Source organism: Bradyrhizobium ganzhouense (genome assembly GCF_049949285.1).
Lineage (GTDB): Bacteria > Pseudomonadota > Alphaproteobacteria > Rhizobiales > Xanthobacteraceae > Bradyrhizobium > Bradyrhizobium ganzhouense.
This window is the reverse complement of sequence record NZ_CP181318.1, coordinates 700,244-712,294: the sequence shown is the minus strand read 5'-3', so window position 1 is coordinate 712,294 and position 12,051 is coordinate 700,244. Positions and strand designations below refer to the sequence as shown.

The 12,051-nt window shown below is 64.2% G+C and carries 9 protein-coding genes; 6 read left to right on the top strand and 3 right to left on the bottom strand.

The window, feature by feature from the left end; translation table 11 throughout:
• The first annotated feature begins 9 nt into the window (after positions 1-9).
• The 6 genes from ACLFLU_RS03290 (at position 10) to ACLFLU_RS03265 (ending at position 7,346) form a co-directional block, all read left to right on the top strand.
• Complete coding sequence (locus ACLFLU_RS03290; protein ID WP_426410929.1) at positions 10-1,560, top strand: AMP-binding protein; 1,551 nt, start codon at positions 10-12, stop codon at positions 1,558-1,560.
• A 307-nt stretch (positions 1,561-1,867) separates the two neighbouring features.
• On the top strand, positions 1,868-3,466 hold the full coding sequence (locus ACLFLU_RS03285) for an ABC transporter substrate-binding protein (protein WP_426410928.1): 1,599 nt from the start codon (positions 1,868-1,870) through the stop codon (positions 3,464-3,466).
• A gap of 39 nt (positions 3,467-3,505) precedes the next feature.
• Positions 3,506-4,453: an ABC transporter permease gene (locus ACLFLU_RS03280; RefSeq protein ID WP_426410927.1), complete on the top strand. Its 948-nt coding sequence runs from the start codon at positions 3,506-3,508 to the stop codon at positions 4,451-4,453.
• Between the two features lie 9 nt (positions 4,454-4,462).
• Complete coding sequence (locus ACLFLU_RS03275; RefSeq protein WP_426410926.1) at positions 4,463-5,356, top strand: ABC transporter permease; 894 nt, start codon at positions 4,463-4,465, stop codon at positions 5,354-5,356.
• Positions 5,356-6,363, top strand: coding sequence for an ABC transporter ATP-binding protein (locus tag ACLFLU_RS03270; protein ID WP_426410925.1), 1,008 nt, complete (start codon positions 5,356-5,358; stop codon positions 6,361-6,363). Before ACLFLU_RS03275 ends, ACLFLU_RS03270 begins: the two co-directional genes overlap by 1 nt.
• Entirely contained in the window at positions 6,360-7,346 is a 987-nt protein-coding gene (locus tag ACLFLU_RS03265; protein ID WP_426410924.1) for an ABC transporter ATP-binding protein, read from the top strand. Before ACLFLU_RS03270 ends, ACLFLU_RS03265 begins: the two co-directional genes overlap by 4 nt.
• Positions 7,347-7,400: 54 nt before the next feature.
• On the opposite strand, the gene ACLFLU_RS03260 is transcribed toward ACLFLU_RS03265, so the two are convergent.
• The 3 genes from ACLFLU_RS03260 to ACLFLU_RS03250 all read right to left on the bottom strand — a co-directional run bounded on the left by ACLFLU_RS03260 (position 7,401) and on the right by ACLFLU_RS03250 (position 11,965).
• A complete protein-coding gene (locus ACLFLU_RS03260; RefSeq protein ID WP_426410923.1) occupies positions 7,401-9,377 on the bottom strand; it encodes an acetyl/propionyl/methylcrotonyl-CoA carboxylase subunit alpha in 1,977 nt (658 codons plus the stop codon).
• Positions 9,374-10,990: an acyl-CoA carboxylase subunit beta gene (locus ACLFLU_RS03255; protein WP_426410922.1), complete on the bottom strand. Its 1,617-nt coding sequence runs from the start codon at positions 10,988-10,990 to the stop codon at positions 9,374-9,376. The genes ACLFLU_RS03260 and ACLFLU_RS03255 overlap by 4 nt, the downstream gene beginning before the upstream one ends.
• Positions 10,991-11,098: 108 nt before the next feature.
• On the bottom strand, positions 11,099-11,965 hold the full coding sequence (locus ACLFLU_RS03250) for a 3-keto-5-aminohexanoate cleavage protein (RefSeq protein WP_426410921.1): 867 nt from the start codon (positions 11,963-11,965) through the stop codon (positions 11,099-11,101).
• Positions 11,966-12,051: the final 86 nt, after the last annotated feature.

Here is a 12,051-nt window from a genome sequence, read left to right as displayed (position 1 = left end):
GGAGGACTGATGTATCCAGGTCTGCACGCCCGCCTGCGCCCGCTGCAACCCGCCTTCATCATGGCGGCGACTGGCGAGACCATCACCTATCGCGAGCTCGATGCACGCAGCAACCGGCTGGCGCATCTGTTTCGCAAGCACGGCTTGAGGCGGCTCGATCACTACTCGATCTTCATGGAGAACAATTCGCGCTATCTCGAAGCCTGCGGCGCGGGCGAACGGTCCGGCCTATACTACACCTGCATCAACTCCTTCCTGACGCCGGGCGAGCTCGCTTATCTCCTCGTCAACAGCCAGTCGAAGATTTTGATCACGTCGGTGGCAAAACTCGCCATTGCGCGCGAGGCGATTCAGGCCTGCCCAGAAATCAAGCTCTGCATCGTCGCGGACGGCCCGGGCGAGAGCGATCGTATCGTCGGCCTTGCGGACGTCACCGCCGATCTGCCGACGACGCCGATCGCAGACGAGTGGCTCGGCACTGCGATGCTCTATTCTTCCGGCACGACGGGACGACCGAAAGGCATTTTGCGACCACTCCCTGAAGAGCCGCCGAAGCACAATCTGCCGCTGTTCGATTTTCTCACCAAGCTTTGGCACTACCGCGAGGGCATGGTCTATCTGTCGCCGGCGCCGCTCTATCACTCCGCGCCGCAGGCTGCAGTCAATCTGACGATCCGCATGGGTGGCACCGTGGTCATCATGGAGACCTTTGACCCCGAGCGTTACCTCCAGCTCGTGCAACAATGGGGCATCACCCACAGCCAGCTGGTGCCGACGATGTTTTCGCGGATGCTGAAGCTGCCGGAGGAGGTGCGCGGACGCTACGACCTGTCCTCGCTGGAGATCGCAATCCACGCTGCCGCGCCCTGCCCTGCGCTGGTGAAGGACGACATCATCAAATGGTGGGGGCCGATCATCCACGAATATTACGGCGCCACCGAAGGCCTCGGCTTCACGGCCTGCAACAGCGAGGAATGGCTTAGCCATCGCGGCACTGTCGGCAAGGTGCTGCTCGGCGACCTCCACATTCTCGACGAGAACATGAAGCCGTGCCCGACCGGCACGCCCGGCCAGGTCTGGTTCAAGACCGGATCGCCGTTCGAATATTTCAACGATCCCGAGAAGACCAAGGAGGCGCGCTCGGCCGACGGCAGCATGAGCACGGTCGGCGACGTCGGCTATGTCGACGACGACCGCTTCCTCTATCTCACCGACCGCGCGACCTTCATGATCATCTCCGGCGGCGTGAATATCTATCCGCAGGAATGCGAGAATCTGCTGATCACCCACTCCAAGGTCGCCGATGCCGCGGTATTCGGCGTGCCCAACCCCGATCTCGGCGAGGAGGTGAAGGCGGTGGTGCAGCCGATGCCGGGCGTGATGCCAGGCGAGGCGCTCGCGGAAGAGTTGATCGCGTTCTGCGGCGCGTCGCTGTCGCGGCAGAAGGTGCCGCGCTCGGTCGACTTCGAGAAGGAATTGCCGCGGCTGCCGACGGGGAAACTCTACAAGCGGCTGCTGCGTGACCGGTATTGGGGCAACAAGACGTCGCGGATTGTGTGAGTCCCGTCTGCCACGTTGCTTACGCAAGCTGGCGCCGCACACTCGGTGTCGTCCCGGCGAAGGCCGGGACCCATAACCCCAGGGAGTAGTTTGGCGAAGATTAGCGTTTCGGTACTCCTACCTACTAAGATCGAAAGATCACGCGGTATGGGTCCCGGCCTTCGCCGGGACGACACCGGAGCCTGCGGCTTTCCGTCATCCGAATTGTCGAGAGAGTAGCAGCCCTTGCCGGTTGCCTCACCGCACCCGCGTCGCTATCGTCCTGACAAACGGCCACAAAAAGGCTGATGTCCAGGGAGGACAGAGGATGCGGAGCGTGTGGGCGCTCGCCGCGACGGCGGCGCTATCTTTGCTGGCGTTTTCGACCACGACATTCGCCGGTGAGCCCAAACAGGGCGGAATCCTGCGGATGTATCACCGCGACAGCCCTGGCAACGCCTCGATCCACGAAGGCGCGACCTACTCGGTCAATGTTCCCTTCATGCCGGTCTTCAACAACCTCGTCATCTACAAGCAGGACGAGCCCCAGAACACGATGAACAACATCGTGCCGGAACTCGCGGAGAGTTGGGCCTGGGTCAATGACAACAAGACGCTGACCTTCAAGCTGCGCCAGGGCGTCAAATGGCACGACGGCAAGCCGTTCACCTCGGCCGACGTCAAATGCACCTTCGACATGCTGATGGGCAAGTCGCAGCAGAAGTTCCGGCAGAACCCACGCAAGAGCTGGTACGACCAGGTCAACGACATCTCGATCAATGGCGATTTCGAGGTCTCCTTCAATCTGAAGCGGCCACAGCCGTCGCTGCTGGCGCTGCTGGCGTCCGGCTACACGCCGGTCTATCCCTGCCACGTCTCGCCCGGCGACATGCGCACGCATCCGATCGGCACCGGCCCGTTCAAATTCGTCGAGTTCAAGGCCAATGAATCGATCAAGCTGACGCGCAACACCGACTATTGGCGCAAGGGCCGGCCCTATCTCGACGGCATCGAGTTCACCATCATCCCGAACCGCTCGACCGCGATCCTCGCCTTCGTCGCCGGCAAGTTCGACATGACATTCCCGACCGAGGTGAGCATTCCGCTGCTGAAGGACGTGAAGTCGCAGGCGCCGAACGCGATCTGCGAGGTCGAGCCGAACAATGTCGCGACCAATATCATCGTCAACTCATCCGCGCCGCCCTTCGACAATATCGATATCCGCCGCGCGATGGCGCTGTCGCTGGACCGCAAGGCGTTCATCTCAATCATGTTCGAGGGCCAGGGCGACGTCGGCGGCACCATGCTGCCGCCACCGAACGGGCTGTGGGGCATGCCGAAGGAGATGCTGGAGACCATTCCCGGTTACGGTCCCGACATCAACGCCAACCGCGAGGAAGCCAAGAAGCTGATGCAGAAGGCCGGCTACGGCCCGGACAAGCATCTTGCGGTCAAGGTTTCGACCCGCAACATCCCGGTCTATCGCGATCCCGCGGTGATCCTGATCGACCAGCTCAAGAGCATCTATATCGACGGCGAGCTCGACGTGGTCGAGACCGCGAACTGGTTCCCGAAGATCGCGCGCAAGGACTACATGCTCGGGCTCAACCTCACCGGCAACGCGGTCGACGATCCCGACCAGTCCTTCTACGAGAACTATTCCTGCGGCTCCGAGCGCAACTACACCAATTACTGCAACAAGGAGATCGAGAAGCTGTTCGACGTGCAATCGCAGGAGACCGACATCGCCAAGCGCAAGACGCTGGTGTGGGACATCGACAAGAAATTGCAAGAGGACGTCGCTCGCCCGATCATCTTCCACGCGCGCACCGGCACGTGCTGGCAGCCCTACGTCAAGGGCGTGACTGTGATGACCAACAGCTCCTATAATGGGTACCGGTACGAAGACCTTTGGATGGACAAGTAGCGCAGCGAACGGGCGAGACAACTCGGCGGGAGGGCGCGAATGTTTGCCTATCTGGTACGGCGCCTGTTCCTGATGCTCGTGACCCTGTTCGGGATCTCGATCGTCATCTTCTTCCTGTTGCGCATCGTGCCCGGAAATATCGTCGATATCCTGTTCGCGGCGGCTGGCTACGTCGATCCCGCAGACAAGGCCAATCTGGAGAAAGAGCTCGGCATCGACCAGCCGCTGATCGTGCAATATTGGCACTGGATCAGCGGCTTTCTGCGCGGTGATTTCGGCTACTCTTATGTCTCGGAGAAGCCGGCGCTTCAGGAAATCCTGCCGCGGATCCCGATCACCGCGCGGCTCGCCGGTCTCGCGCTGCTGTTCTCGGCGTCGATCGGCATTCCCTTGGGCGTCATCAGCGCGGTCAAGCAGGGCACGCGGCTCGACTACGCGCTGCGCGTGGTGAGCTTGAGCGGATTGTCGCTGCCCTCGTTCTGGCTCGGCCTGCTGATCCTCACCGCGTCGGTGGCGATGTTCGGCCAGATACCGATCTTCAATCCCAATCCGGCCACCTGGCTCGAGGCGTTCGCGACCTATGCCGTGCCCGCTGCCGCCGTCGGCTTCCGCAGCGCGGCGTTGACCATGCGTATCACGCGCTCCTCCATGCTGGAGGTGCTGCGGCAGGATTATATCCGCACCGCGCGCGCCAAGGGCGCCTCGGACGCTGCCGTGAATTATCAGCACGCCCTGAAGAACGCGATCCTGCCCGTCATTACCGTGATCGGTATCGAGGCCGCGTTCCTGATCGGCGGCCTGATCGTCACCGAGACCGTGTTCAACATCCCCGGCGTCGCGCGCTTCCTGGTCGAGGCGATCCGCTGGCGGGATTATCCGATCGTGCAGAACCTGGTGATGCTGATTGCCGTGGTGGTGGTCAGCGCAAATTTCATCGTCGACATGCTCTACGCCGTGTTCGATCCACGTATCAGATACACGGATTAGGAGATCAGCTTGGCCGCGATCGACTTTGACGTTGAACTGAGGCGGGCCGGTGCGCATGCCACCGGCGGCTGGCGGCGCGTGCTGTTCCTGGCGCAGCGGCACGTGCTGGGCGCGGCCGGGCTCGTCATCATGATCGTGTTCGTGTTGACCGCGATCTTCGCCGATTTCATCGCACGCTACGATCCCCTGAGCGTCGATTCCGCCCACGCGCTGATGCGCCCGAGTCTGGCGCACTGGATGGGCACGGATTCCTTCGGCCGCGACGTGTTCAGCCGCATCATTCATGGCGCGCGGATCTCGCTCGCGGTCGGCATCGGCTCGACGGCGCTCGGCGGCACAATCGGCGTGATCGTCGGCCTCACCTCCGGCTATCTCTCGGGCTGGGTCGATCTCGTGTTCCAGCGCATCTCCGACATCCTGCAGGCGCTGCCGCTGCTGGTCCTTGCCCTGATCATGACCGCCGCGCTCGGTCCGTCGTTGCCGAATGTCATCCTCGCGATTGCCATTCCGCTGATTCCGACCGTCTCACGGGTCACCCGCGCCAATACGCTGGCGCTGCGGGAGCAGCCGTTCGTCGAAGCGGCGAAATCGATCGGCATGAGCGAGGTGCGCATCGCGCTTCGCCACGTGCTGCCGAACACGCTGGCACCGCTGATCGTGCTCGCGACCGCCCAGCTCGGCTCGACCATTTTGACCGAAGCCTCGCTGTCCTTCCTCGGTCTCGGCATTCCCGAGCCTTATCCGTCCTGGGGCCGCATGCTGTCGGAATCCGCCGCCGAATATGTCCGCACCGCGCCGTGGCTGGTGATTTTCCCAGGCATTGCGATCAGCCTCGCCGTGTTCGGCGCCAATCTGTTCGGCGATGCCTTGCGCGACATCCTCGATCCCCGGCAGCGCGGCTGATGGCTGACACCTCCGATCTCGTGCTCGACGTGAGGAACCTGAAGACGGTGTTCTTCACCAATTCGGGACTGTTCAAGGCGGTCGACGACGTCTCCTTCACCGTGAGCCGCGGCGAAACGCTCGCGATCGTCGGCGAATCCGGCTGCGGCAAGAGCGTTACCGCACTCTCCCTGATGCGGCTGGTGCCCGATCCGCCGGGTCGTATCGTCGGCGGCACCGTCACGCTCGAAGGCACCGATCTGCTGGCGTTGAACGAGGCAGAGATGCGCAAGATCCGGGGCGATCGCATCTCCATGATCTTCCAGGAGCCGATGACCTCGCTCAATCCGGTGATGCGGATCGGAGATCAGATCGTGGAAGCGGTGCGACTACACCGGAAGGTCTCCTCGAAAGAGGCCCAGACCATCGCGGTCGAAATGCTGAGCCTGGTGCGCATCCCCGAACCGGCGCGGCGCGCGCGCGAATATCCGCACCAGCTGTCCGGCGGCATGCGCCAGCGTGCAATGATCGCGATGGCGCTGGCCTGCCGGCCGGCGCTCTTGATCGCGGACGAGCCGACCACCGCGCTCGACGTCACCATCCAGGCGCAGATCCTGGCGCTGATCCTCGATCTGCAGAAGGAGCTCGGCACCGGCCTCGTGCTGATCACGCACGATCTCGGCGTCGTCGCACAGACCGCGCAGCGCGTGATCGTGATGTATGCGGGCCGGAAGGTCGAGGAAGCAAGCGTCGAGGCATTGTTCGCCGCGCCAAAGCATCCTTATACGCGCGGGCTGATGGCCTCGATCCCCGCGGTGCCGGCATCCGGCGTCGCGGCGCAGGAGCGGCTGAACGAGATTCCCGGCACCGTGCCCTCGCTGGTGCGGCTGCCGAAAGGCTGCGCCTTCGCGCCGCGCTGCAAGCTTGCCGTCAAGCGGTGCGAGGCCGAATATCCACCGCTGATCGATTGGGGCGGCGGCCATCTCGCCGCCTGCTGGCGCGCGGCTGACGTGGCGGAGGTGGCATGACCGACGCACTGCTCGAAGTCACCGACCTTAGGAAGTATTACCCGGTGCGCGCCGGCGTGCTGCGCCGGCAAGTCGGCACCGTGCACTCGGTCGACGGCGTCTCGTTTTCGCTTGGCGCGGGCGAGACGCTGGGCCTGGTCGGCGAATCCGGCTGTGGCAAGTCGACTGTAGCCCGCAGCGTGCTGCGGCTGGTCGAACCGACCTCGGGACAGATCCGCCTCGACGGTGAGGACATCACGCATCTGTCCAAGACGGCGCTGCGTCGGCATCGCCGTTCGATGCAGATCGTATTCCAGGACCCGTTCGCCTCGCTCAACCCGCGCATGACCGCGGGCGATATCGTCGGCGAACCGATCGCGGTCCATGGTCTCGCGACCGGCAAGGCGCTGGAAGCGCGCGTCGCAAGGCTGTTCGAGCAGGTGGGCCTCCGGCCCGACCAGATGCGCAATTTCCCGCATCAATTCTCCGGCGGCCAGCGCCAGCGCATCTGCATCGCGCGGGCGCTGGCGCTGGAGCCGCGCCTGATCGTCTGCGACGAGCCGGTGTCCGCGCTCGACGTCTCGATCCAGGCGCAGGTGATCAATCTGCTGATCGACCTGCAAAAGCAGCACGGCTTCTCCTATCTCTTCATCGCGCACGACCTCGCCGTGGTCGCGCATATCAGCCATCGCGTCGCCGTGATGTATCTCGGCCGCATCGTCGAGATCGCCGACAAGGACGAGCTGTTCCGCAACCCGCGACATCCCTACACGCAGGCCCTGCTCGCCTCCGTGCCGGTCGCCAATCCGCTGGCGAAGAAGCTCGCGCCGCTGGTCGACGGCGACGTGCCGAGCCCGGTCAATCCGCCACCCGGCTGCGCGTTTCACACGCGCTGCCGGTTTGCGATGGAGCGGTGCAAGGCGGAGCGGCCGGTCCTGATGAATGCGGGCGCCGGGCATCAGGTGGCGTGCTTGTTGAATGAGGGGACGGGGCGGAGCCAATAGTTCCGCTGTTGTCCCGGCCTTCGCCGGGACGACGAGTTGAGTTTGAGGCGCGCCCTACCCCACCCCGATCTCCACCACGATCCTGCCCGTGGTCACCTGCTCGCCCTCGGCGACATCGATCCCCGTCACCACGCCGTCGATACCGGCCTTGTGGACGTGCTCCATCTTCATCGCCTCCAGCGTCAGCACCGGCTGGCCGGTGGTGACGCGGTCGCCCGGCTTGACCAAAACAGCGACGACGCGGCCGTTCATGGCGGCGCGGACCTTGCCGTCGCCGCCATTGCTTGCGGCGGCCTTCGGTGCGGCGAGGGTGAGATCGGTCACCGCGAGCGAGACGCCGCGGTGCTGGAGATAGAGCCGATCGCCGTCGCGCAGAAATTTTGCGCTGTCCATTACGCCGTCATGGCGGAAGCGGATGAAGTCGGGATCGAGTTGATCGATCTCGAACCTGTCCTGGCGACCGTCGGTAGCAACCGTGTAACTACCGTCGCGCTCACGCGTGACGTCGAGCTCATGCGCGTGACCCGCGATCTCGATTTTCGCCGGCAGCGGGAACGTAGCCGACAAGCTCCGGCCACTACGCCACGCCGGCGCGCGCGGATTCGTCACGTAGAGCAGCAGGCCCGCCAGCGCCGTATCGAATGCAGCGACCGCGCTCGGCGCCAGCAACTCGTCGCGATGCGCGCCGATGAACGCCGTCGTCGCCTCGCCCCTGGCAAAGCCGGGATGACGCAGACACGACATCAGGAACGCCTGATTGGTTGTCACGCCAAACGCCGTGAGCTGCTCCAGGCCGACGATCAGCCGCCCTCTCGCCTCCTCGCGCGTAGCGCCGTGGCTGATGACCTTGGCAATCATCGAATCGTAGAACGGCGGAATCTCCGAGCCCGATTGCAGCGCGTGCTCGACGCGGATGTTGTCAGGTGCCTGCCAGCGCGCCATGCGGCCGGACTGCGGCATGAAATCCTGCGCGGCATCTTCCGAGCAGAGCCGCACCTCGATGGCGTGACCTGCGAAGCGGATGTCCTGTTGCTTCACCGGCAATGGCTCGCCGCGCGCGACCCGCAGCTGCAGCTCGACCAAATCGAGTCCGGTGATCGCCTCGGTCACGGGGTGCTCGACCTGCAGGCGCGTGTTCATCTCCATGAAATAGAACTCGCCGCTGGCGTCGAGCAGGAATTCCAGCGTACCCGCGCCCTCGTAACGCAACGCTTTCACGGCCGCGACCGCGACCTCGCCCATCTCCGCACGCAATTCCGGCGTCACCGCTGGCGACGGTGCCTCCTCGATCAGCTTCTGATGCCGCCGCTGCACGGAGCAATCGCGCTCGCCGAGATGGATGGCGTTGCCGTGGCTGTCGCCGAACACCTGGATCTCGATGTGCCGGGGATTTTGGATCGCGCGTTCGAGGATCACGGTGGGATCGCCGAACGCCGCCTTCGCTTCCGACCGCGCGCTGCGCAGGGCATCGGCGAAGGATGCGGCGTCGGTCACGAGCCGCATGCCGCGACCGCCGCCGCCCGCGACGGCCTTGATCATCACGGGGAAGCCGATCTTCTTGGCCTCCGCGAGCATCACCTCATCGCCCTGATCGACGCCTTGGTAGCCGGGCACGATAGGCACGCCGGCCTTCTTCATGATCTCCTTGGCGCCAGCCTTGTTGCCCATCGCCTCGATCGCTTGCGGCGACGGGCCGATAAAGACGAGACCGGCATCCTTGCAGGCCTTTGCAAAGTCCTCGTTCTCGGCAAGGAAGCCATAGCCGGGATGCACGGCATCCGCGCCGCTCGCCCTGGCCGCGGCAATGATCGCGGGGATGTTGAGATAGGATTGCGCCGGCAGGGCTTCGCCGATTCGCACCGCCTGATCAGCTTGCCGCACATGAAGCGCATCGCGGTCCGCATCCGAATAGACGGCAACCACACCGAGGCCGAGCTGCCGCGCGCTGCGCATCACGCGTAATGCGATCTCGCCGCGATTGGCGACCAGGACCTTAAAGAACGGCCGGTGCTGCACTGATCCGTTCCTCATGGCCGGGCCACCGAGAATTGCATGCGCTGGGGTGTGCGCGCATCGCCCTCGCGGCAGATCGCGAGCACTTCGGACAGGACCGCGCGGGTGTCGCGCGGATCGATCACGCCGTCGTCGAGCACGCGCGCGCTGGTCGAGAACACGTCCATCTGGCCATCGAACACACCGATGATCTGCGCCCTCATGGCGTCAAGCTTTTCTTTCTCGACCGGCTTGCCGCGGCGCGCGGCGGCGGCCTCGGTCACGATCGCCATGGTCTCGGCGGCCTGCTCGCCGCCCATCACAGCGGTCTTGGCATTGGGCCAGGAGAAGCAGAAGCGCGGATGGAAGCCGCGCCCGCACATGCCATAATTGCCGGCGCCGAACGAGGCGCCGCAATAGATGGTGATCTGCGGCACCGTTGCCGAGGTCACCGCCTGGATCATCTTCGAGCCATGCTTGATCATGCCGGCTTCTTCGTAGGCTTTGCCGACCATGTAGCCGGTGGTGTTGTTGAGATAGAGGATCGGCGTGCGGGTCTGGCAGCAGGCCTGGATGAAATGCGTCGCCTTGTTGGCTCCATCAGGATCGAGCGGGCCGTTGTTGGTGATGATGCCGATGGCCTGGCCCTCGATGCGGGCATGGCCGCAGACGGTGGCGGGGCCGTAGTTCGGCGCCATCTCGGTGAAATCGGAATCATCGATGATGCGCGCGATCACCTGCTTCATGTCCACGGTGCGCTTGTGGTCCATCGGCATGATGCCGAGCAGTTCGTCCTGGTCGTAGCGCGGCGGCTTGAACTCGGGAGCCGCCCTGCCCGGCCGCTCCCATTCCAGTGCCGCCATGATTTCGCGCGCGATGCGCAGGGCGTCGCGATCGTCCTCGGCGAGATAATCGCCGAGGCCGGAGATTTGCGTGTGCATCTCAGCGCCGCCGAGCTCTTCCTCGGTGGCGATCTCGCCGGTCGCGGCTTTCAGCAGCGGCGGCCCCGCAAGGAAGGCGCGGGTGCGGCCGCGCACCATGACGATGTAGTCGGAAAGACCAGTCTGGTAGGCGCCGCCGGCGGTGGACGAACCGTGCGTGACGGTGACGACCGGCAACCCCGCCGCCGAGAGCCGCGCGAGATTGCGAAAGATGTTGCCGCCGCGGACAAAATCCTCGACGCGATAGCGCAGCAAATTGGCGCCGGCGCTTTCGACGAGCTGCACGTAGGGCAGCTTGTTCTCTAGCGCGAGCTCCTGCACCCGTAGCGTCTTGTCGAGGCCGTAGGGCTGCAGCGCGCCGGCGTCGATGCCGGCATCGTTGGCGCTGACCATGCAGCGAATGCCGGAGACGAAGCCGATGCCGGCGATGACGCCGCCGCCGGGCACGCTCTTGCTCGCATCCGGCACGTCGAACATGTAGCCGGCGAGCGTCGACAGCTCGATAAAGGGCGCGCCGGGATCCAGCACCAGCGCGACGCGCTCGCGCGGCAGCAATTGGCCGCGCTTGTGGAAGCGGTCCTTTGCTGCCGCGGACGCCGCGCGCGTGCGCTCTTCGAGTGCGCGCATGCGATCAATCAGCGAAAGCATGCCGTCGCGGTTGGCGTGGAAGGCCGTGCTCCCGGGGGAAATGGTGTTTTCGAGAATGGACATGACTTGATCCTGCTCGTCATTGCGAGCGTAGCGAAGCAATCCAGACTGCATCCGTGGAGAGACTCTGGATTGCTTCGCTTCGCTCGCAATGACGGGTGAGGCGATACCTTACCTGTTCGTCCCAAATATCTTCCGCGCCTCGGCGGGGCTCGCGATCTCGCGGCCGGCGCGGCGGGCGCAGGCGGCGATGGCCTCGATCAGCTGGCCATTCGACGTCACCTTCTTGCCGTCGGCAAGGTAGAAGGCGTCCTCCAGGCCAGTGCGCAGATGTCCGCCAAGTTCGGCGCAGCGCTGGTGCAGCGGCCAAATCTCCTCGCGGCCGATCGCCGTGACCTGAAAATGCGCCTCGGGACGCTTCAGCTTGATCAGGATCGGCAGCAGATCGGGATCCGATGGCATCCCCGAAGCGACTCCCATCACAAAATTGTATTCGAGCGGGCCTTTGTACATGCCGACCTGGTGGTACATGCCGACGCAGCGGACGATGCCGACGTCAAAACATTCGAACTCGGGGATGGTGCCGACCGCGTTCATGACGTCCAGATAGTCCTTCACCTTCTCGACCGCGTTGTCGAACATCATCGGCGGCCACGCCCAGGTATTGTCGGCCTTGACCTTCAGATAGTTCAGCGAGCCGGCGTTGCAGGCTGCGATCTCCGGCCTGGTCTCGCGGATGCAATCGAGCGCGCCAGAGTAGTTCGGCCCTGATACGCCCGAGGTGTGGTTGATGATGACGCCGGGGCAGGCCTCGCGGATCGCCTGCTGGATCTCCTTGCTGACAGCCACCTCCCAGGACGGCAGATGCCCCTTGTTCGGCGCCTGCTGGCGCAAATGGATGTGCATGATGGACGCGCCCGCATCGAACGCAGCCTTGGCCTCACGTGCCATCTGCTCGGGCGTCACAGGCACGTTGTGCTGCTTCGGGTCGGTGAGCACGCCGTTCAGCGCGCAGGTGATGACGGCCTTGTCGCTCATACCACTCATGTCTCGCACGTTGAGAATTCAACGCCTGCGATCATGTGATGCACGGGCATACGGCTTCTTGCGCGGAGAAGCTAGCT

Excerpts from the sequence above, each read along its gene's own strand:
- ACLFLU_RS03290 (WP_426410929.1), top strand. The coding sequence starts at position 10 with ATGTATCCAGGTCTGCACGCCCGCCTGCGCCCGCTGCAACCCGCCTTC.
- ACLFLU_RS03285 (WP_426410928.1), top strand. The coding sequence starts at position 1,868 with ATGCGGAGCGTGTGGGCGCTCGCCGCGACGGCGGCGCTATCTTTGCTG.
- ACLFLU_RS03280 (WP_426410927.1), top strand. The coding sequence starts at position 3,506 with ATGTTTGCCTATCTGGTACGGCGCCTGTTCCTGATGCTCGTGACCCTG.
- ACLFLU_RS03270 (WP_426410925.1), top strand. The coding sequence starts at position 5,356 with ATGGCTGACACCTCCGATCTCGTGCTCGACGTGAGGAACCTGAAGACG.
- ACLFLU_RS03265 (WP_426410924.1), top strand. The coding sequence starts at position 6,360 with ATGACCGACGCACTGCTCGAAGTCACCGACCTTAGGAAGTATTACCCG.
- ACLFLU_RS03260 (WP_426410923.1), bottom strand. The coding sequence starts at position 9,377 with ATGAGGAACGGATCAGTGCAGCACCGGCCGTTCTTTAAGGTCCTGGTC.
- ACLFLU_RS03255 (WP_426410922.1), bottom strand. The coding sequence starts at position 10,990 with ATGTCCATTCTCGAAAACACCATTTCCCCCGGGAGCACGGCCTTCCAC.
- ACLFLU_RS03250 (WP_426410921.1), bottom strand. The coding sequence starts at position 11,965 with ATGAGCGACAAGGCCGTCATCACCTGCGCGCTGAACGGCGTGCTCACC.